This is a genomic window from Aeromonas sp. R5-4 (genome assembly GCF_040908215.1).
Lineage (GTDB): Bacteria > Pseudomonadota > Gammaproteobacteria > Enterobacterales > Aeromonadaceae > Aeromonas > Aeromonas veronii.
Genome location: NZ_JBFODG010000011.1, coordinates 32,075 through 51,621 on the forward strand (window position 1 = coordinate 32,075; position 19,547 = coordinate 51,621).

Here is a 19,547-nt window from a genome sequence, read left to right on the forward strand (position 1 = left end):
TCAAAAAACCGGTTGTCCGGTGCAAGAGGCGCGGGATTTAATCACTCTTCGCAGGTAATCACCAGCAGTCCGGGTTCGGGCTGTGAAGAGGATCCCGGATAAAGGTTTGCTAGCGCACTCTTAGTGCAACCAGAACCAGGCTGCAGCAAATCCCAGCCAGCTCAGCACCAGCAATATCCAGGGCAGGGGATGCTGATGGCTTACTTCAACCAGCTCCAGCTGATCGTCTTGTTCTTCGGTTTGGGGCGCGCCCTGTGGCTGCCTGGCTTTGGCCTGCAATTTCTTCTGGCGGCTCGCTTCACGGGCCCGCGCCTTCATCTGTTTCTTGTATTCGTCGATGCCTTTCTGGATCCCTTGCGCGATAAGCTGGGTCTGTTCCTTGGTCTGCCCCGGCTTCTGGTTGGCACGGGCAATTTTCATCGCCTCCTGCTGGGTCTCAGGGGAAATCTTGTCGTACTTGGCCATCAAATCATCTCCTCGGGCATGGCTGGCTGGGGAGTATGCCATAAAGGCGCGTCCGGGTGGCGCCTCCTTGGTGCGGGAGGGGAGCAAGTGAGTGACTGCTCAACAAAAAAACTGATAAATCAGCAGGAAGCCGGATGTTGGGCCGAAGATCACAATTAGCAGAATTTGTGAGTCATCGATGAAAAACGGTCATCTGTTGTTTGTTATATTGGCGCCCGACCCGCTGGACAGGGTTGATAAATAACAAAACAATCAAGGTGATATGGAAATGAATAATAACTTTATCAAAGGCGGCGTGGCACTGGCCGTGCTTGCTGCACTGACTGGCTGTAATACCTCGAGCAATGACACCGTTGCACCCTGCACCGAAAATGTCTGCAAACTGACCATCCTGCACACCAACGATACCCACGGCCGTTTCTGGCACAACGCTGAAAATGAGTATGGTATGGCAGCCCAGAAGACTCTGGTCGAGCAGCTGCGTGCCGATGCCAAGGCTGCTGGCAGTGACGTACTGGTTCTTTCCGGTGGTGATGTGAATACCGGGGTGCCGGAGTCCGATCTGCAGGATGCCGAGCCTGACTTCATGGCGATGAACAACATTCGCTACGATGCCATGGCAGTGGGCAACCATGAATTCGACAACCCTCTCAGCGTACTGGAGAAGCAGCGCAAGTGGGCCCAGTTCCCCATGCTCTCGGCCAACATCTATGACAAGGCCAGTGGCAAACACTACTTTGACCCCTACAAGGTGTTCAAGCTGGAGAGCGGTCTCAAGGTTGCCGTACTGGGTCTGACCACTGAGGATACCGCCCAGCTGGTTGATCCCAACAACGTGCAGACCCTGGAGTTCCGCGATCCGACCAGCGAGGCGGCCAAACTGGGCCAGCAGATCCGCAGCAACAAGGAGGCCAATCTGGTCTTCGCCATCACTCACATGGGCCATTACGAGAATGGCCAGCACGGCAGCAATGCGCCGGGCGATGTAGAGATGGCTCGTGCACTGCCGGCAGGGACTCTGGATGCCATCATTGGTGGCCACTCCCAGAATCCGGTCTGTATGGAACCGGGTACCACCAACAAGTACGCCAATTTCAAACCGGGTGATAACTGCCAACCGGACCAGCAAAACGGCACCTGGATCATGCAGGCCCACGAGTGGGGCAAGTATGTGGGCCGTGCCCAGTTTGAGTACCAGAATGGCAAGTTGACCCTGACCAGCTATGACCTGATCCCGGTCAACCTGATCAAGCGCAACGCCAAGGGCGAGGCGATCGATGCCAACGGCGCCGTAACCAAGGATCCGGCCAAGATGCAGTTCGTACAGGATGAGATCACCAAGGATCCCGAGCTGTATAACACCCTGCTGGGTTATCAGGAGAAAGGTCAGCAAGAGCTGAATGTCGTCATTGGCTCGGCAGATGGCTTGCTGGTTGGTGATCGCAACTCGGTTCGCAACAAGCAGACCAACCTGGGTCGCCTCATCACCACGGCGACCAGCAGCAAGCTGGGTGTCGACTTTGGTATCGTCAACTCTGGCGGTGTCCGTGACAGCATCCCGGCCGGTGATATCACCTACCGCAGCGTGCTGCTGGTACACCCGTTTGGCAACACGGTAAACAAGGCTGTCATGAAGGGAAGCGATCTGGCGACCTATCTGGGCCAGGTGGCAAGCAAGACCCGCAATACCGGTGGTTATGCCCAGTTTGGCGGTATCAACATGGCGGTGGATTGCCAGGCCAAGAGCGTCAATATCACCAGTATCGGTGGCAAGGCGTTTGATCCGGCAGCAACTTACAGCTTCGCGATCCCGAGCTTCAGCGCCTCCGGTGGTGACGGCTATCCGAAGATCGATACCATCAACGCCGGTTTGGTGGATGCTGCCGTGCTGAAGGAGTACATCGAGGTCAAGAAGACCATCAACGTGGCCGATTATCAGCCGGGCAATGAGGTGAGCTATCTGAACTCAGCCTCTACCGAAGGCTGTAACTGATTCGTCAGCGGGGCGCATAGCCCCCAGATGTGATCCCAAAGGGCAGCCGGTGGCTGCCCTTTGTCGTTGTTTGGGGAGCGGTTACAACTTTTCAATCATCAATGACGATAGCACTCGCCTGTATCAGGTCAGGTGAGGGGATGAAATGAAAAGAGGCGGCCCATGGGCCGCCTCTTGCGTAGTGACAATCTAAACCTTACAGCTGCTCGATCCCGACGATATGCCAAGGGGCATTGTTTTTGGCCAGATCGCGCTCTAGGTGCCAAACCTCTTTGATGTCTTCTTCGACCTGCTCCTGACGGTCCATGTAGCGGCCGCTGAAGCGCACGCTCACCTGAGCCCAGTCGCTGCCGTAGTCGGCTCGTACCAGCTGGGTATCGACGTACATCACTTCCGTATGCTGGTCGCCAGTCAGTTCGGCGCGCTCGGCTTTGAGCTGTTCAAACAGCTCGGGGCTAACATACTCGCGTACTTTTTCCAGATCGTTCTTGTTCCACGCCTCTTGCAGGGTGCGATAGTGATCGCGGGCACCGGCCAGGAAGCTGTTCATGTCAAAGCCTGGCGGCAGGCGGAACGGCACATCGCTGTCGGCAAAGCCGGTGGCTTGCGGTGCGCTGTTGCTCTGCTCAAACTGCTGTGGGGCCGTGGATTGCGGTGGCTGATAGCCCGCATAGGCCGCCTGTTGTGGCTGTGGCGTCGCGACCTTGCCCTTGCGCAGGGTACGGATCAGGAAGACGGCACCCAGCGCCAGCAGGGCGATCAGCAGGAAGTCCATTCCTTGCAGACCTTCAAAGGCACCGCTGCCCAGCAGGTAGGCAAACAGGCCGCCAGCCAGCAGGCCGCCCAGCAGGCCACCCATCATGCCGCTCTTTTTCGGCGGAGTCTGGGCATTCAGTGTCGGATTCTTGTTGTCGACCGGTTTGGCCGCAGGCTGGGCCGGCGCAGTTTTGTAACTTTTACCAAAGGATTTGCCGCCGCCAAATTTCTTGGCTTCGGCGTGAGGTGCCCCCAGGCCAATGGCCAGGATCACGGCAAACAGGGTCAGCATCTTTTTCATTTTGACTCTTTTCACTCTCGTCTGTGGGTGGGGCATGCTCCGCTTTGGCAAGCTCAGCAAGGCGCATGGCAGGCTGCCTGTCCCTAATTGTGTCGCAGCTTGTATTCATCAATATCACCTCTGGCATGAATTATTCATGAACGAGGTTGCCGCGATGCGGCGTCAAACAATAGGAGTAAACCAGATGAAAAGCAGAAGATTGAGTCGCAAGGAGCGCAAAATGCGAAGCAAAATCAAAATGGTCAAGGTAGAGCAGACTCTGGTTTGGCCCTTTATGATGGTATGAGCCGCCAGATAGGGCTCGCCGTAGTTGGCTTTCTTTTGTAAAATTCCCGTCCCCTTCCCGCTGCGGTTTTTATGTGTATGGCAGAGCAAGTGACGGCGAAAAAAGACGCCAAGACACAACAGCTGAAAGTTCCTCCCCACTCTTTTGAGGCCGAACAGTCCGTACTGGGCGGCCTGATGCTGGATAATGATGCCTGGGATCGGGTTGCCGAACGGGTGATCGATCAGGATTTCTACAGCCGTCCACACCGGTTGATCTTCCAAGCTATGACCCGCCTCTCCAACGCGGGCAACCCCATTGACCTCATCACCCTGCAGGAGGAGCTGGAACGCTCCGAACAGCTGGAAGAGGCGGGCGGCTTCGCCTATCTGGTGGAGATCGCCAAGAATACCCCGAGTGCCGCCAACATCAACGCCTACGCCGAAATCGTGCGCGAGCGAGCGGTGGTGCGGGAGATGATTTCGGTCGCCAACGAGATAGTCGAAGCGGGCTACGAACCACAGGGCCGTACCTCAGGCGATCTGCTGGATCTTGCCGAGAGCAAGGTATTCAAGATTGCCGAGCAGCGCACCAGCGCCAACGAGGGGCCCCAGCCGCTTAAGCTGATCCTCGAGCAGACCGTCGACAAGATTGAAGAGCTGTTCAAGACGCCGCACAACGGGGTGACCGGGGTATCGAGCGGTTACAACGATCTCGACAAGATGACCGCCGGTTTGCAGCGCTCGGACTTGATCATCGTGGCGGCCCGTCCTTCCATGGGCAAGACCACCTTTGCCATGAACCTGTGCGAGCATGCGGCCCTCACGGCCGACAAGCCGGTGCTTATCTTCTCGCTGGAGATGCCCTCCGAGCAGATCATCATGCGTATGCTCGCCTCGGTCGGTCGCATCGATCAGACCAAGGTGCGTACCGGTCAGCTCGATGACGAGGATTGGGCGCGCCTCTCCTCCACCATGGGATTGCTGCTGGAGAAGGGCAAGATGTATATCGATGACGCCTCCGGCCTCACCCCGACCGATGTGCGCTCCCGTGCCCGTCGGGTGGCACGCGAGCACGGTGGCCTATCCATGATCATGGTGGACTACCTGCAGTTGATGCGGGTGCCGGCGCTCTCTGACAACCGTACCCTGGAGATCGGCGAGATTTCCCGCTCCCTCAAGGCCTTGGCGAAAGAGCTGCAGTGCCCGGTGGTGGCGCTCTCCCAGCTCAACCGAAGTCTGGAACAGCGGGCCGACAAGCGCCCGGTCAACTCGGACCTTCGTGAATCGGGCTCCATCGAGCAGGATGCGGACTTGATCATGTTTATCTATCGTGATGAGGTTTATCACGATGACAGCCCTGACAAGGGGATTGCCGAGATCATTATCGGCAAGCAGCGTAACGGCCCCATCGGCCGGGTGCGCCTCACCTTCCAGGGGCAGTTCTCCCGGTTCGACAACTATGCCGGCCCGGCGTTTGACGACGATTATTGATATAAACCCAAGGTGATGGTGGTTTCGTCATTACCACGACTGCCCTGATCGATAGCCAGTCATTGGCTGCCGCTCAGGGCCTGTTTTCCCGGTTCGACAATTATGCCGGTCCGGCCTTCGACGACGATAAGTGAGTGGCGGTCTTCTGCCCGATGAGGGGGAGACCATTTGTGCCCTCGTAAGGGAAAACCATGAAAGCGGCTACTGCCCAAATCAACACTGCGGCCTTGCGCCACAACCTCGCCGTGGTCAAGCGCCACGCTCCCGCTTGCAAGATCATCGCTGTGGTCAAGGCCAACGCCTATGGCCACGGGCTGCTGCCGGTCGCCCGCACCCTGGTGGATGCGGATGCCTATGCGGTGGCCCGTATCGAAGAGGCGCTGATGCTGCGCTCCTGCGCCGTGGTCAAGCCCATCGTGCTGCTGGAGGGCTTCTTCTCCGCCGATGACCTGCCGGTGCTGGCGGCCAACAATCTGCAGACGGCGGTTCACACCTGGGAACAGCTCGAAGCGCTGGAGCAGGCCGAGCTGCCAGCCCCCGTGGTGGCCTGGCTCAAGCTCGACACCGGTATGCATCGGCTCGGGGTGCGGGCCGACGAGATGCCCGCCTTTATCGAGCGCCTCGGCAAGTGCAAGAACGTGGTGCAGCCGTTCAACATCATGACCCACTTCAGCCGCTCCGATGAGCTGGAGCAGCCCACCACCCGCGAGCAGATTGATCTCTTTAGCCGCCTAACGGCGCCGCTGGCAGGCGAGCGGGCCATGGCCAACTCGGCGGGTATTCTGGCCTGGCCGGACTCCCACTGCGACTGGGTGCGCCCCGGTATCATCCTCTATGGCGTGTCGCCGTTCCCCAACACGGTGGCGGCCGATTACGACCTGCAGCCGGTGATGACCTTGAAGACCCAGCTGATTGCGGTGCGGGATCACAAAGCGGGCGAGCCGGTGGGCTATGGCGCCAACTGGGTGTCGGATCGCGATACTCGGCTCGGGGTGATCGCCATCGGCTACGGTGACGGCTATCCGCGCATGGCGCCCAATGGCACTTCCGTGCTGATCAACGGCCGCATCGTGCCGCTGGTGGGGCGTGTCTCCATGGATATGAGCACCGTCGATCTGGGCCCAGGCGCGACCGACAAGCCCGGCGATGAGGCGGTACTGTGGGGCGAGGGGTTGCCGGTGGAGCGGGTGGCCGATGAGATTGGCACCATCCCCTACGAGCTCATCACCAAACTCACCTCCCGCGTCTTTATGGAGTACGTCTGATGTGGCAGCAGTGCCTGCTGACTCTGAAGCCCCGTTCGCGGGGCTTTCATCTGGTGACCGACGAGCTGGTGGCCAAGCTGCCGATGCTGGCGGATTACCGGATCGGCATGGTCCACCTGCTACTGCAACACACCTCCGCCTCGCTCACCCTCAACGAGAATTGCGACCCCAGCGTGCGCAGCGATATGGAGGCCCATCTGCACCGGCTGGCGCCGGAGGATGCCCCCTACTATCGCCACACCTATGAGGGGGCGGATGACATGCCCGCCCATATCAAATCCTCCCTGCTCGGGGTGAGCCTGCAACTGCCGATCCGTGATGGTCAGTTGGCGCTCGGCACCTGGCAGGGGATCTGGCTTGGCGAGCATCGTGTCGATGGCGGTGCCCGCAAGGTGCTGGTGACCCTGCAGGGTGAGTAATCAGGCTGCAACCAGCTGAAAGATGACGATAAAAAGAGGGATGGCATTGAGCCATCCCTCTTTTGTTTTTACGATTTCGCGAGCTATCCGCCTGCCAGTAGTGAAGCGCTCTGCTTGGCTCAGGCGACCTTGAAGGGGGTCAGCTCGGCCAGCGGGGCGGCGTCCATAAAGGCTTGCGGCTCCTGGCCATGTTTGAAGATCTTGAAGTCCTGCTCGCGGGCGCTCCAGTACTCAACGGTATCGCCGCTGATCTGCAGCAGGCTCGCTTCGCGCAGAGCCACCACATATTCGCTCGGGTTGATGGCGCAGAACTCGGCCAGACGCTCGTCGCGGGTTTCACCCATGTGGCCGCTGATGCTGGCATCCAGATAGTGCGGGTTGATCTGCAGCGGGAACAGGCCCAGCGCGGGCAGCACGGCGGCGTTGCAGACCGGCATGTCGTTGGTGGTGCGGATGCTCGGGGTCGCCACGTTGCAACCGGCGCTCCAGCCTACATAGGGGACGCCCCGTTCGCGCACGGCACGCTGGATCGGCACGATCAGGCCGTTTTCATGCAACATCTGGTTGAGGCGCCAGGTGTTGCCGCCACTGATAAAGATGGCATCGGCCTGATTGACGGCCTCGACCGGATCATCGAAGTGATGAATGCTGATGGTCTCGATCCCGAGGCTCTCGGTAAGTTCGTTGGCGCGGGCATCCCAGTCGCTGCGGATCACCGCGTAGGGGATGAGCATGATGCGCTTGACCTGTTTGCGCGCGAGCAGGCTTTGAACCCGATCGCGGGCCCAGCCGAGCAGACCCGGAAATTCGTTGGCTTTACCGTTGCTAAGCAGAAGCAGTTCCATCAGATACGTCCTCAAAAAGTGAAAGCGGAGGAGGGAGGGCCACCGGAGCCGCCGTGCGGCCGGATGGCAAGAGGAGGCATGCTACCACCATTGGCGCGGCGGTTCTGTGATCGCGAGGCCCATTCAACGGCCATGGAGGAGTTATGGATGGATAACTCAATGCCAAGCGGTGGATTAATGGGCCGTGGTCAACTCGCCACCCATTGCCAATAAAAGACCCCGCCGCAGCGGGGTCATGGCAGAGTTAGTCGAGTTTGAGATCGACCCACACCATGCGGTGATCCGAACTGACTCCCTTGGCGATGCCGAGTTTCGCATCATAGACCAGGTGATAACCGGCCTCGAAGCTGGCAGGCCAGTAGACACCGCTCTTCACCGCGTTGAGGTTGGCGGAGGGGATGACGTGATCCAGCTGCAGCACGCTGGAGTTGGTGATGCGTTCCGGGTTGGGGCGAGTGAGGTTGCGTTTGCAGTCGGTCCCCTTGCTGACACACTCCGGGCCCCCTTCGCTGACCGGGATCAGGGTGCCATTGGTGATGGCCTGATTCATCAGCGGGTTGTTTAGCAGATCCTGCATGGCGGTCAGGTCGCCGTCACCGGTGAGCGGATCGGCGTTGAGATCACCCGCGATAACAAACTTGGCGTTTTTGGCCAGCCCACCCTTGGTGCCCTTGTCATCGGTCATGTAGTTGAGACCCTTGACGTAGTCATTCCAGAAGGCGATCTCGGCGCGGTTGTGTTTGACGGTGTGGCGCGCCGCATTGGCAAAGATTGGCGGGGTCGGGTGGGAGATCAGGAAGTGGATCACCTCTTCCCCCTTCTCGGTCTTGATCCGTACCGGCACATCGGCATGGTTCTTGGAGGAGAGCGGGTACTGCTGCCAGGCTGCGTCTGAATACCAGGCATCACCACACTGGCGGCCGGCCGGGATCTTGACCTTGGGATTGTTGCAGTCATCGATGATGGGGTTCTGCTCGCCCGGCATATCCTTCCACTTGAAGTTCTGGAAGGTACGGATCTGCTTGGTGTCGATGGGGTATTTGGACATCACCGCAAAGGCATACTGGCCGTGATAGTTGCCAAAGCCCCAGGCATCGTCGGGGCCGCTGTTCACCTTGCCATCCAGATTGAGGTCATAACCGCTCATCAGGCCGGTGTTGGTGGCGAAGTTCTGCATCACCGGATAGCTGATGGCCGTCACCTCTGCGTGCTGGGCGTGAGCCAGATAGTTGTCGTTGAAGGCTTTCAGGTCGGCGGTGCTCTCGCCTTTGCCGTCGTTGTCGAACTCGTTGAGCAGGAACACATCCGGGCGGGTGCGCTGGATGATCTCCGCCACGTTGCGGATCTGCTGCACGTTCTTGGCTTTGGTTTCAGTGGCGCCGCTCAGGCTCCCTTCGGCGAGGCGGGCCAGCAGGGCATCCTGCTCGGTGCGGGTCAGCGCCAGCTCACCGGTCAGCATACCGGCGGCAGTGCGGTCAAAAGAGAGGTTGAAGGTGGCAAAACGAACCATGGGATCAGCTGCCTTTGAGTCGTTGTCGCTGTTGCAGCCAGCCAGCATCCCGAGGGAGATGGCGGCAGCCAGTAGGGTCTTGTTGATATTCTTCATTGTAATTATTCCGTAGCATCAATGAGTTATGCCTTCTGTGAGGCGGCGCCATTATAAGTAGACGGAGATGCTGCGGGGATTTTGCCTGAGCAAAGTGTGAGGATATTCACACCACATATCTGGCGATGATGAATGTTAGCAGGGCGATATGGGGTGTGAAAAACCGGTTTATACGCTGCAGTTTCCGGGATGAATGGCGTATTTCCTGCCGTTACCGCACTCTGAATTTGTCACACCACCATCGGCAGGCCGCTCTCGGGGTGGTGGATCACCTGTGCCGGATAGTCATAGAGACGGGCGATCAGCTCAGGGGTCAGCACTTCGGCAGGTGTGCCATCGGCCATCAGCTTGCCCCGCTCCAGCATCACCAGCCGATCGGCATAGCGCGCCGCCAGATTGAGGTCGTGCAGCACCACCAGCACCGCAGTATTGCGGCTGGCGAGGGCGCGTGCCATGGTGAGCAGCTGATGCTGGTATTTCAGATCCAGCGCCGAGGTGGGCTCGTCGAGCAGTAGCAGGCGGGGTTGCTCGGCCTGCTCGGTCGGGGAGGGGGCTTGCCAGATCTGCGCCAGCACCCGGGCAAACTGCACCCGCTGCCGCTCGCCGCCAGAGAGCCCGGGATAGAGCCGCTTGGCCAGATGCTCGACCCCGGCATGAGTCATGGCCGCCGCCACTATCTCGTCGCGCCGTGCCGCCGGTTCACTGTGGGGCAAGCGCCCCATGGCGACCACTTCGTGGCAGAGAAAGGGGAAGTTGAGGGAGGAGCTTTGCGGCAATACCCCGAGCCGGTGGGCCAGCTGGCTGCTGTCCCACTGCTGGCGATCCGCGCCAAACAGGGTGATGGAACCCTCATATTCCAGCTCGCCGGTCAGGCACTTGAGCAGCGAGCTCTTGCCCGCCCCGTTGGGGCCGAGCAGCGCGGTGAGGGTGCCGCTCTCGAGACTAAGATCGAGCCCATCCAGGACCTGGCGCTGGCCACGGCGCAGGCTGAGTCGGCTGCAGCTCAACAGGGGGGAGGAGAGTGAGGATGAGAGTGGTTGCATAACAGTCCGTATCACAGGGCGCGGCGGCCTTTTACCAGCAGCCAGATGAAGAAGGGGGCGCCGAGCAGAGCGGTGATGATGCCCACCGGCAGCTCGGCCGGGGCCAGCAGGGTGCGTGCCAGCATATCGGCTGCCAGCAGCAGGGCGGCGCCAAGCAGGGCCGAGAGCGGCAGCAACCTGACATGGTTGGGGCCTGCCAGCAGGCGCACCAGATGGGGCACTACCAGCCCGACGAAGCCGATCATCCCCGATACCGCCACCGCCACCCCGACGCCCGCTGCGGTGAGCAGAATCAGGCGACGTTTGAGGGATTGCACATTGACCCCCAGATGACGGGCCTCTCCTTCCCCCAGCAGCAGGGCGTTGAGGGGATTGGCATCGCGCATAAAGAGCCACAGCAGGGCCGCCAGGGTGAGCAGGGCCAGCGCCACATCGGCCGGTTTGCCTGCCGCCAGCGTTCCCATCTGCCACAGGCTCAGGTTGCGCAGCATCTGATCGTCCGCCAGATAGGTGAGCAGGCCGATCACTGCACCGGAGAGCGCAGTGATGGCGACCCCGGCCAGCAGCATGACGGTGACCGAGGTGCCGCCCTCACGGGTGCCGAGCAGATAGACCAGAGTGGTGGTGAGAGCGCCGCCGAGAAAGGCGAGCAGCGGCAGCAGACCAACCCCGATGGTGGCTTGCAGCTGCTGGCCATATTGTGGTGCAAGAGGGGCCAGCAGCACGATGGCGAGCGCCGCACCGAGTGCCGCACCGCCGGAGACACCTATGATGCCGGGGTCAGCCAGGGGGTTGCGAAACAGCCCCTGCATCACGGCGCCACAGAGCCCGAGGATCCCCCCCACTGCGATGCAGAGCAGGGTTCTCGGCAGGCGAATTTCCTGCACGATCAGCAGCTTGTGCGACTCTATCCCGCTCTCCTGCCCGGCAAACAGCGCCCGCAGACTCTCGCCCAGGGTGAGGGTCATGGGGCCGGTTGCCAGCGAACCGAGCAGCAACAGTGCCAGTGCGGCCGTGGTGAAGGCCAGCAGCCAGGAGAGGGGCAACCGCATCATGACCCCTGCTTGATCCATTGGGCGATCTGGTTCGCCTGTTGCAGGGAGTTGAGGCTCAGGCCCCCTTGCAGGGCGTGGCCATCGATGGCGTGAATGGCGTTACGCTTGCCAGCCGGGGTGGCGGCCAGGGCGGGCACTTCAGCCAGCACCTTGGCCGGATCGGCATATTGCTGCCAGTCACGACCGCTGACCAGCACCAGATCGGGCTGCATCTCGATGAGGGATTCGGCGGATACCGGCTTGTAGTTGCGCAATTCGGCGACCGGATTGATGCCGCCCGCCAGCGAGATCAGCGCGCTGGCCGTGGTGTCCCCCCCGGCGATGCTGGTGGGTTGCCCCTTGTGCAGCAGCAGGAAGGCGACCTTGAGCGGTTTGTTCTGTTTGGCTTGCGCCGCCAGCTGATCGGTCTGGGCCTGGATCTCTGCCTTCAGGCGATCGCCAGCGGCTTTGTCGCCCAGCAGGCTGGAGAGGGTGTCGATACGCTGGTTGAGGTTGGCGAGAGTCGGTGCGGTATCCAGCACCTCTACCTTGACCCCGGCACGGCGCAGCTGATCCAGGGTCGGGGCCGGGCCCATCTCGTCGCTGCCCACCAGTCGGGTGGGGGAGAGGCTCAGGATCCCTTCGGCGGCCAGTGCCCGGTGATAACCCACCTTGGGCAACCCTTTTGGCAAGGGGCTGCTGACATCGGTGGCGATCAGGCTCGATTCACCGCCAAGGGCCAGAATGAGTTCTGTGGTGGCCGGGCCGATACTGACGATACGCTCTTTCTGTCCGTCGGCGGCAACGGCAGAGAAGGGAGAGAGTGAACTGCAGAGCAGGCTGATGGCGAGGGCAAGACGACGGCCCATGCTAACCTCCGAAGGGGTGAATGAAACGGGTGTGCCGCCGAGAATATCAAGGCTTTGGAAAAAATGCACTGATAATGATAGCAATTATCAATTGCATTGGTTTCGGTGCTTTATTAGAGTAGCCGCCATGATAAACAGCGGGACAATATGGTCCCGCAGAGGGAGAAAACATGAGCATTGCACAACGCATTCACGCGCTGCTGGAGCAGGATCCCGGCGCTCATCCGTCCACTCTGGCGGCCCAGCTTGCCATCAGCGAATGGGAGGTGGTTCGCCATCTGCCCGCCGAGCTGGTGACCCTGTTGCCCGCCGATCGCGCACAAGGCCTGCTGGAAGATTTGGCCGACTGGGGCCCGGTGACCACCATCGTCGAATCAGAAGGTTCCATCTTCGAGGTAAAAGCCCCCTTCCCGAAAGGCAAGGACGCACGCGGTTACTACAACCTGATGGGCCGCGACGGTGAGCTGCATGGTCACCTCAAGCTCGACAACGTGGCGGGAATTGCGCTGGTCAGCAAGCTGTTCATGGGCAAGGAGGGGCACTCCTTCCAGTTCTTCGGTCACTCCGGCCGCTGCATTTTCAAGGTCTATCTGGGTCGCGACGAGAAACGCCAGCTGCTGGCCGATCAGGTCACCCGTTTCATGGCGCTGCGCCACAACTCTCAAGAGGAAGTCAAAGCATGAGTGAACGTCAGGAGCGTCTGCAGAACCGCCTGCAACCGGAGATCCGCGAGTTTCGCGACAGCTGCCGCACCCTGCAGCTCGCCACCGTCGATGGCGAAGGCAATCCCAACGCCAGCTATGCCCCGTTCGTGCTGCAGGAAGATGGCTACTATGTGCTGATCTCCGAGATCGCCCGCCACGCCCGCAACCTGCAACTGGTGCCCCAGGTATCCCTGATGCTGATCGAGGATGAGAGCGGTGCCCGCGAGCTGTTTGCCCGCAAGCGCCTGACCTTCGATGCGGTGGCTGAAGTGGTGGCCCGTGACGACGCCCGCTGGAGCAAGGCGGTCGCTGCACTGGAAGGTCGTTTTGGCGAGATCATCAAGGGTCTCTCCAACCTCAAGGATTTCAAACTGTTCCGCCTCAAGCCGGAGCAGGGGCTGTTCGTCAAGGGCTTCGGCCAGGCGTTTGCGGTCTCCGGTGACGAGCTGGTGGATTTCGTCCATCTGGTGGAAGGGCACAAGCGCATCGACAACGGTGCCGAGCTCACCAGCCCGGCCGATGCGCCGGTCTGACGATCCCTGTCGACCACGACAGCCGTCATAACAAAACGGGCAGCCACTGGGCTGCCCGTTTTTATTGCGCTATCTCATCCGGCCTGTTCAATCCTGCCAGCTGGCCTTGTTGGGAAAAGCGCGACGATCGGCGTCGGTGGCCGTTTCGTTGCATTCTCCTCGCACTTTCCAGGAGGTCTGGCTCAGCACGATGTAGCCCTGGCGGCAATACTGCTTGGTCGCCAGGGTCTCGGTCAGCAGGTTCTCCTGTAACGCCTCCCGCTGTTCCAGCAGCCGCTGGCTCTGGGCCGCCGAGAGGCCGCGCGGCAAGGTGTCGTTAGGCGCGGCCTCAAAGGTGAACCGCTTGCTCCCCTCCTCGTTGATGTGGGTCAGAAACAGGGGTTCCGGCCCGTCATACTTCTGGCCGGGCAAGCTGGAGCAGGCCGACAGCAGGGGAACAATCAACAACAGGGTGGCAGACAACAGGCGCACGACAGACTCCAGTGAGAAACGAGGCGAGGCTCGCAGATTAGCACGGCTGCAGGGCGGGTGTTACTGCCAGCAGCTCGTCGGTGGTGAGCAGGGTCACACTGCGCCCCTCCGGCAGGCTGAGGTGGCGCCACATCCAGTGATGGTGCTCGGTGATCTGGGCTGCGCTCAGATGGGGGCGATCGGCGGTGGTGTGACCATCGCTCAACACCAGCACCTCGTACCCATGGGAGGCGGCACTGCGCACCGTGGTATCGACGCAAAAATCGGTGGCACAGCCACAGAGAATGAGTCGATCGACCGGCTGCTCGGCCAGCAGGAAGGCAAGCTCGGTATCGAGAAAGCTGTCACATGCTGTCTTGCGCACCCGGCTATCTCCTTTGGCCGGTTGCAGCGCACTGTGCAACTGCCAACCCGGGGTGCCCGGTTCCAGTTCGGTACCGGGGGGCGAGTCATGCTGGATATAGATGACCCGTCCCTGTTGCTGCCTGACATGGGCCGCAGCCCGATTGATATTGGCCAGCACTTGCTCCTGGCGGTAACGGGGCTCGTTGAACAAGCCTTGCTGCACATCGATGATCAGTAACACATCCATTTTCTTACCCGCCGTTTCCTTGAAGATTAGGGTTGCAGCCACTGGCTGCAGTCACGACTGCGGGATTGATGCAGCGCGCCCATATCTTGCTTCATCTCGTCACTGTTTTGCCAGCGCTTAGGCAGCGGCATGATGGTTACCTGCACATCGGCTGCGGGATCTGCAACAGAGGTCTCATCTGCACGGGGCACGACCAGCGCTACCTTGAGGGCAGGATTGCGGCTGGCGATGCGACTGGCGAGTCCAAGCCCCCCCTCGACGTGGAAATTGCCGGCGATATGCATGATCTGCTGGCCCGGGTGCTTGGCGAGATAATCCACCATGCTCTCGGCCATGGTGTCATCCCAGCTGGTCTGGGCGGCGAAGCGGCGGGCGTTGCTGTCGGCATCGCCGTGGTGCATGGAAGCCATAAATTTCTGGCGATAGGGATCATCCCCCAGCGTCAGTTGGCGGGCCAGCTGGCTGCGGCGCGACGCGGGCAGTTTGTCGAGCCACTCAGCCCCCTCCTGACCGACACAGCTCACCAGCGGTTTGGGGGCGTTGGCGGCGATCACCGGCATCTGGTGAGCCTTGGCAAACTCTACCAGCGGGCGGTAGTCGCTTGGATAGTTGGGCCAGGCGTTGCCTTCGCGGATCAAGGCCGCTTCACCAATCTGATTCGCCAGAAAGGCATCCAGCGTCTTCTGATCGGCGCGGCTGAACTGCTCCATGGAGAGGGCCAATGGCCGACCGTGCTGCTGACCTGCGGTGTAGAGCCCGCTCAGCAGGCGCGATTGCAACAGATGCACGGCGGGATGGCTGTGCAGCTCGCCCACCAGAATTATATCGGCGTCGGCAATGCGCGCGATTGCTTGCTCCAGCGTCAGGTCTGCGTCTCCCTCGCTGCTTAGCCGGTAGTCATAGAGCGTCTGCAACTGTGATGACTGGGTCGGTTGAGTGGGGGTGGCACAGGCTGCCAGCAGCAGCGGCAGGGCGAGCAGGGGAAGTCGTCTAATCATGGGATCTCACGGCTGATATGCCCGGATGCCGGTGCATCTCGGGGGGCTAATAGAGAATAAGGGCAACACAGAGCGACAGTGTAAAACCAATTTGGTTCAAAACAAATGAGAATGATTTCGTTTCTTGTTGATCTTTGTCGAGAGCCGGGTAATATGCGGCCTGTTTGATAACAGTTCTCAATAAGGATTCGCTGTGACCCATCATAACGCACTCTCTCTGGTTGCCCTCGCCGTGGCGGCTGGTCTCTCCTCCCAGGTCTTTGCTGCCACCCAGAAGGCGGATGAAGTCGTGGTCGTCAGCGGCTCACGGATGGAGCAAAAACTGGAAGATGTCTCCGGCCCCATCTCGGTGATCACCGCCAAGCAGATTGAAGAGCAGGTCGTCACCAACGTCGCCGACCTGTTCCGCTACGAACCCGGTGTGACTGTGCTCGGCGGTCAGGGTGATGCGCAGACCTTTATCATCCGCGGCATGGGTGAAAACCGGGTCAAGGTGGTGCGCGACGGTGTGCGCCAGAACGATGCCTACAGCAAGGGCGGGGTTGGTCAGAGCTACTTTGATACCGACATGATCAAGCAGGTGGAAGTGGCCAAGGGGCCCGCTTCTGCCGCCTACGGCTCCGATGCGCTGGGTGGCGTGATTGCCATCACCACCAAGGATGCCAGCGATTTCCTCAAGGGCAAGGATAGTTATCTGGACGTGACCAGCGGTTACGCCTCCAGCAGCCACCAGAAGATGGCGGGCTTTACCGGCGCCTTGCGCACTGGTGAAGTGGAGAACCTGCTGCGCTACACCTGGCGCGATGGCGGTGTGACCCAGAATTTCGACTCCACCAAGAACGACTTCGATATCGGTACCCACGCCCTGCTGCTCAAGAGCAAGTGGAACCTCTCCGATGAGCAGTTCCTCAAGCTGACCGTTGACTACCTGACCGATGGCGAGGAGCCGGATGCGGTCAAGCTCAACAAGGTCGGTACCGGTACTGCCCGTGTCTTTGATCAGCCCATCACCGACAAGCAGACCGACAACCTCTCTGTGGTGCTGGATCACGGCATCGCGCTGAATCAAGGCTGGGCTGATCGGATGGATAGCAAGGTTTACTTCGCCCGCACCAAGCAGACGCTGGATCAGTACGCCTCATCCAAGTATCCGGTCAGCCCCGGCAACCCCTATGTGACCAAAAACTCGCTGGATCACAACGTGTTCGATCAGAAGAACATCGGCGCCCAGCTGCAGTTCCACAAGGCGGTCGCCAACCACCGCCTGGCCTGGGGGGCTGAATACGAGCACACCGACAACGAACGTACCCGTTACAAGGGGCCGACGACTCCCGGTGATTTTGTCGGCTACAACGAGCTGAGTTTCCCGGCTACCACCAGCGAGCGCAGCGCCCTGTGGGCCTTTGACGAGATCAAGTTTGGCGAGCGCTGGGTACTGACCCCGGGTGCCCGTTATGACTACTACCGGATGACCCCGGACAACGATCCGGCCTACACAGGCGACAAGCTGCACAAGTTCTCCGAAGGGGAGTTGTCACCCAAGCTGGGTCTGGTGTTCAAGGCCCACGAGGCGGCCAACCTGTTCGCCCAGTACAGCCACGGTTTCAAGGCCCCCATGTATGACAGCGCCTTCTCCACCCTGAACCATCAGGCGTACGGCTATCGCATCGAGCCCAACCCGAACCTCAATCCGGAGAGCAGCGACGGCATCGATCTTGGCGTGCGTGGCAGCAGCAACGGCTTCAGCTATGAAGTAGCCAGCTTCTACAACAAGTTTGAAGACTTCATCGAGATGGTGGAAGTGGGCAAAGAGGGGCGCACCGCCGTCTACCAGTACCAGAACCTGAGCAAGGCGACCACCAAAGGGGTCGAAGCCAAGGCGGATTACTGGCTCAACGACATCGTCAATGTCTGGGGCAACCTCGCCTACATCGAAGGCAAGGATGGGGATGGCAACTACATCAACAGCCTGAGCCCGCTGAACGGTTCCGTCGGTGTGCGTCTGGAACAGTCCCAATGGAACTTCAACACCGCGCTGCGCTTTGCTGACGACATGGACAAAGTCCGTAAAGACAGCAAAGGCAACGATTACGTGAAGAGCGCCGGTTGGGGTGTGGTTGATATGTACGCCCAGTTCAACCCGATGACCGACCTGCAGCTCAACGTCGGGGTCTTCAACCTGTTTGACAAGGAGTACACCAGCTACGAGCGCATCGCCGGTCGTGATGCAGGTTCCGACAACAGCCTGATGACCGAGCCGGGCCGCAACCTGAGTGCTCGGGTCAAATACGTATTCTAAAAAGACAACACACGCAGTGATCGCGGGCTGTTGCCCGCACCGGATCCCCGCCCTGACAGGCGGGGATTTTTTATACGTGTAGCCAAGCGCGAGGTGACCCGCTCACCCTATGTTATTCATTGGCTTCGCCTTTTTCTTTGTGTTGGCGAGATATTATGCTATTTGATTCATTGTTAATGACATTTAGTAATTCTTTACAATGGGTGCGCCTCGCCTTTGACTTCGACATCGAACTATTTTCTCGACACCGCCGATGCACTTGAGCTGATTACTCTCTTCAATGAGGCCTCTGACGAGCAGACCATAGTGACTCTGTTGCGAACTCTGAGCCAGCAGATGGGATTTGACCACTTCCGGCTTGGATTCATCTTTCCCAGTTCGATTCAGCGTCCTGATGTGAGGATTTTCAACGGCTGTCCTGCCGAATGGGTGCAGGCCTATGACAAACAGCGTTTCTTTGCGGTAGATCCCGTAGTGCGCAAAGGAATGAAGCAGAGCACCCCCATCCTCTGGGCCAACCTGATCACCGAGTGTTGCGATCTGCAGGACATCGCTGGGTTGGAAGTGATGCTGCAGGCACAAGAGATGGGGCTGCGCGACGGGATCACGATTCCCTGGCACGGGCCGAATGGCCATGTTGGCTTGCTGTCATTGATCACTCGTACGCCACGAACCGAACATCAGTGGCTGACGGCTATTCCCTTTTTAAGCTGGCTGGCGGTGCATGTCTTCGAGGCGGTGACCCGTGTTTGTCTTGCCGTGCAGCTTCCTCAGGAAGATCTGACGCTACGGGAGCTGGAGGTGTGCCAATGGGCCGCCGAAGGCAAGCAAGTGAGCGATATTGCCCAGATCCTGGGGATCAAGCCCAGAACCGTCACTTTCCATCTTGAGCGGATCGCAGAGAAGCTGGGGGCAAGCAGCAAAAATCAGGCGATATCCTGGGCACTGATGCAGGGGATTGTCAGGCTGAACATTGACACGGCACAAATCGAAAATGTGGATGATAACAGTGCATGATGCTGTCTAACGCAAAAGCTTGCTCATTACGTAGATGAAATTACTGAAAAGGTCAGTTTTGCCAGTGAGTGTGATGACATTGCGCAACTTATTGCACCCATGTGCGTTGAGCGAGAACTGGCGGAATGTAATTATTTGATAAGTAAGGAATAAAAAAATGGCATGGACGCTGCTAAAGGTTGGTCGAGTGCTATCTCGTTTAACCAACCTATTTAGGAGCATACCCATGCCAACTCCATGTTATATCAGCATCGAAGGTAAAACCCAGGGCAATATCACCGCCGGTGCCTTCACCTCCGATTCCGTCGGCAACATCTTCGTACAAGGCCACGAAGACGAGATGCTGGTACAAGAGTTCCAGCACGTCGTCACCGTCCCGACCGACCCGCAATCCGGTCAGCCGGCTGGTCAGCGTGTCCACAAGCCGTTCAAGTTCACCGTTGCCCTGAACAAAGCCGTGCCGCTGATGTACAACGCACTGGCGTCCGGCGAGATGCTGCCGAAAGTGACCCTGAAGTGGTACCGCACCTCCGTTGAAGGCAAGCAGGAGCACTTCTTCTCTACCGTGCTGACCGATGC

General features: G+C 59.6%; 19 protein-coding genes. 9 read left to right on the plus strand and 10 right to left on the minus strand.

The window, feature by feature from the left end; all coding sequences use genetic code 11:
* Window positions 1–120: 120 nt before the first annotated feature.
* On the minus strand, window positions 121–465 hold the full coding sequence (locus tag AB5Y83_RS03860) for a DUF2956 domain-containing protein (protein WP_005349520.1): 345 nt from the start codon (window positions 463–465) through the stop codon (window positions 121–123).
* Window positions 466–733: 268 nt separating this feature from the next.
* Between AB5Y83_RS03860 and ushA the strand changes: the two genes are divergently transcribed.
* Window positions 734–2,458, plus strand: coding sequence for a bifunctional UDP-sugar hydrolase/5'-nucleotidase UshA (ushA, locus tag AB5Y83_RS03865; RefSeq protein ID WP_139428678.1), 1,725 nt, complete (start codon window positions 734–736; stop codon window positions 2,456–2,458).
* A 196-nt stretch (window positions 2,459–2,654) separates the two neighbouring features.
* Here the strand turns inward: ushA and AB5Y83_RS03870 are convergent, their stop codons facing one another.
* Window positions 2,655–3,515: a Tim44 domain-containing protein gene (locus AB5Y83_RS03870; protein WP_110304330.1), complete on the minus strand. Its 861-nt coding sequence runs from the start codon at window positions 3,513–3,515 to the stop codon at window positions 2,655–2,657.
* Window positions 3,516–3,878: 363 nt separating this feature from the next.
* On the opposite strand from AB5Y83_RS03870, the gene dnaB reads away from it, so the two are divergent.
* From dnaB to AB5Y83_RS03885, 3 genes are all read left to right on the plus strand, one after another.
* On the plus strand, window positions 3,879–5,273 hold the full coding sequence (gene dnaB, locus AB5Y83_RS03875; RefSeq protein ID WP_026035132.1) for a replicative DNA helicase: 1,395 nt from the start codon (window positions 3,879–3,881) through the stop codon (window positions 5,271–5,273).
* Window positions 5,274–5,464: 191 nt separating this feature from the next.
* On the plus strand, window positions 5,465–6,538 hold the full coding sequence (gene alr / locus AB5Y83_RS03880; protein WP_368174731.1) for an alanine racemase: 1,074 nt from the start codon (window positions 5,465–5,467) through the stop codon (window positions 6,536–6,538).
* Window positions 6,538–6,957 carry a secondary thiamine-phosphate synthase enzyme YjbQ gene (locus AB5Y83_RS03885; protein WP_236320795.1) on the plus strand — a complete coding sequence of 140 codons (420 nt, stop codon included), beginning with the start codon at window positions 6,538–6,540 and terminating at the stop codon, window positions 6,955–6,957. Before alr ends, AB5Y83_RS03885 begins: the two co-directional genes overlap by 1 nt.
* A gap of 119 nt (window positions 6,958–7,076) precedes the next feature.
* Here the strand turns inward: AB5Y83_RS03885 and pepE are convergent, their stop codons facing one another.
* The 5 genes from pepE to AB5Y83_RS03910 form a co-directional block, all read right to left on the minus strand.
* On the minus strand, window positions 7,077–7,802 hold the full coding sequence (pepE, locus tag AB5Y83_RS03890) for a dipeptidase PepE (RefSeq protein WP_236320797.1): 726 nt from the start codon (window positions 7,800–7,802) through the stop codon (window positions 7,077–7,079).
* 244 nt (window positions 7,803–8,046) lie between these two features.
* The gene (locus AB5Y83_RS03895; RefSeq protein ID WP_368174732.1) at window positions 8,047–9,408 is read right to left on the minus strand and encodes an endonuclease/exonuclease/phosphatase family protein; all 1,362 of its coding nucleotides are present in this window, start codon (window positions 9,406–9,408) and stop codon (window positions 8,047–8,049) included.
* Window positions 9,409–9,638: 230 nt separating this feature from the next.
* The gene (locus AB5Y83_RS03900) at window positions 9,639–10,451 is read right to left on the minus strand and encodes a heme ABC transporter ATP-binding protein (RefSeq protein WP_193860125.1); all 813 of its coding nucleotides are present in this window, start codon (window positions 10,449–10,451) and stop codon (window positions 9,639–9,641) included.
* Window positions 10,452–10,462: 11 nt separating this feature from the next.
* Window positions 10,463–11,506, minus strand: coding sequence for an iron ABC transporter permease (locus AB5Y83_RS03905; RefSeq protein WP_042021724.1), 1,044 nt, complete (start codon window positions 11,504–11,506; stop codon window positions 10,463–10,465).
* Window positions 11,503–12,354 (minus strand): hemin ABC transporter substrate-binding protein, encoded by an 852-nt coding sequence (locus AB5Y83_RS03910; protein WP_368174733.1) that lies wholly within the window; start codon window positions 12,352–12,354, stop codon window positions 11,503–11,505. The genes AB5Y83_RS03905 and AB5Y83_RS03910 overlap by 4 nt, the downstream gene beginning before the upstream one ends.
* 170 nt (window positions 12,355–12,524) lie before the next feature.
* On the opposite strand from AB5Y83_RS03910, the gene hutX reads away from it, so the two are divergent.
* Window positions 12,525–13,037 carry a heme utilization cystosolic carrier protein HutX gene (gene hutX / locus AB5Y83_RS03915; protein WP_005362516.1) on the plus strand — a complete coding sequence of 171 codons (513 nt, stop codon included), beginning with the start codon at window positions 12,525–12,527 and terminating at the stop codon, window positions 13,035–13,037.
* Window positions 13,034–13,591: a heme utilization protein HutZ gene (gene hutZ / locus AB5Y83_RS03920; protein WP_368174734.1), complete on the plus strand. Its 558-nt coding sequence runs from the start codon at window positions 13,034–13,036 to the stop codon at window positions 13,589–13,591. Before hutX ends, hutZ begins: the two co-directional genes overlap by 4 nt.
* Window positions 13,592–13,678: 87 nt before the next feature.
* On the opposite strand, the gene AB5Y83_RS03925 is transcribed toward hutZ, so the two are convergent.
* From AB5Y83_RS03925 to AB5Y83_RS03935, 3 genes are read right to left on the minus strand one after another with little or no spacing between them, the layout of a single operon-like run.
* The gene (locus AB5Y83_RS03925) at window positions 13,679–14,062 is read right to left on the minus strand and encodes a hypothetical protein (protein WP_005335256.1); all 384 of its coding nucleotides are present in this window, start codon (window positions 14,060–14,062) and stop codon (window positions 13,679–13,681) included.
* A gap of 37 nt (window positions 14,063–14,099) precedes the next feature.
* A complete protein-coding gene (locus AB5Y83_RS03930) occupies window positions 14,100–14,654 on the minus strand; it encodes a cysteine hydrolase family protein (RefSeq protein WP_005335255.1) in 555 nt (184 codons plus the stop codon).
* Window positions 14,655–14,680: 26 nt separating this feature from the next.
* A complete protein-coding gene (locus AB5Y83_RS03935; protein ID WP_368174735.1) occupies window positions 14,681–15,652 on the minus strand; it encodes a ChaN family lipoprotein in 972 nt (323 codons plus the stop codon).
* Between the two features lie 193 nt (window positions 15,653–15,845).
* Between AB5Y83_RS03935 and AB5Y83_RS03940 the strand changes: the two genes are divergently transcribed.
* The 3 genes from AB5Y83_RS03940 to hcp1 form a co-directional block, all read left to right on the plus strand.
* Window positions 15,846–17,951 (plus strand): TonB-dependent hemoglobin/transferrin/lactoferrin family receptor, encoded by a 2,106-nt coding sequence (locus tag AB5Y83_RS03940; protein WP_064335616.1) that lies wholly within the window; start codon window positions 15,846–15,848, stop codon window positions 17,949–17,951.
* Between the two features lie 216 nt (window positions 17,952–18,167).
* The gene (locus AB5Y83_RS03945; protein WP_021230816.1) at window positions 18,168–18,968 is read left to right on the plus strand and encodes a LuxR family transcriptional regulator; all 801 of its coding nucleotides are present in this window, start codon (window positions 18,168–18,170) and stop codon (window positions 18,966–18,968) included.
* 226 nt (window positions 18,969–19,194) lie between these two features.
* On the plus strand, window positions 19,195–19,547 hold a 353-nt coding region (gene hcp1, locus AB5Y83_RS03950; protein ID WP_368174736.1), incomplete at its 3' end, for a type VI secretion system effector Hcp1.

What these genes read in the sequence shown, in the direction of transcription:
- AB5Y83_RS03860 (WP_005349520.1), bottom strand. Translation starts at nt 465, where the DNA reads ATGGCCAAGTACGACAAGATTTCCCCTGAGACCCAGCAGGAGGCGATG.
- ushA (WP_139428678.1), top strand. Translation starts at nt 734, where the DNA reads ATGAATAATAACTTTATCAAAGGCGGCGTGGCACTGGCCGTGCTTGCT.
- AB5Y83_RS03870 (WP_110304330.1), bottom strand. Translation starts at nt 3,515, where the DNA reads ATGAAAAAGATGCTGACCCTGTTTGCCGTGATCCTGGCCATTGGCCTG.
- dnaB (WP_026035132.1), top strand. Translation starts at nt 3,879, where the DNA reads ATGGCAGAGCAAGTGACGGCGAAAAAAGACGCCAAGACACAACAGCTG.
- alr (WP_368174731.1), top strand. Translation starts at nt 5,465, where the DNA reads ATGAAAGCGGCTACTGCCCAAATCAACACTGCGGCCTTGCGCCACAAC.
- AB5Y83_RS03885 (WP_236320795.1), top strand. Translation starts at nt 6,538, where the DNA reads ATGTGGCAGCAGTGCCTGCTGACTCTGAAGCCCCGTTCGCGGGGCTTT.
- pepE (WP_236320797.1), bottom strand. Translation starts at nt 7,802, where the DNA reads ATGGAACTGCTTCTGCTTAGCAACGGTAAAGCCAACGAATTTCCGGGT.
- AB5Y83_RS03895 (WP_368174732.1), bottom strand. Translation starts at nt 9,408, where the DNA reads ATGAAGAATATCAACAAGACCCTACTGGCTGCCGCCATCTCCCTCGGG.
- AB5Y83_RS03900 (WP_193860125.1), bottom strand. Translation starts at nt 10,451, where the DNA reads ATGCAACCACTCTCATCCTCACTCTCCTCCCCCCTGTTGAGCTGCAGC.
- AB5Y83_RS03905 (WP_042021724.1), bottom strand. Translation starts at nt 11,506, where the DNA reads ATGATGCGGTTGCCCCTCTCCTGGCTGCTGGCCTTCACCACGGCCGCA.
- AB5Y83_RS03910 (WP_368174733.1), bottom strand. Translation starts at nt 12,354, where the DNA reads ATGGGCCGTCGTCTTGCCCTCGCCATCAGCCTGCTCTGCAGTTCACTC.
- hutX (WP_005362516.1), top strand. Translation starts at nt 12,525, where the DNA reads ATGAGCATTGCACAACGCATTCACGCGCTGCTGGAGCAGGATCCCGGC.
- hutZ (WP_368174734.1), top strand. Translation starts at nt 13,034, where the DNA reads ATGAGTGAACGTCAGGAGCGTCTGCAGAACCGCCTGCAACCGGAGATC.
- AB5Y83_RS03930 (WP_005335255.1), bottom strand. Translation starts at nt 14,654, where the DNA reads ATGGATGTGTTACTGATCATCGATGTGCAGCAAGGCTTGTTCAACGAG.
- AB5Y83_RS03935 (WP_368174735.1), bottom strand. Translation starts at nt 15,652, where the DNA reads ATGATTAGACGACTTCCCCTGCTCGCCCTGCCGCTGCTGCTGGCAGCC.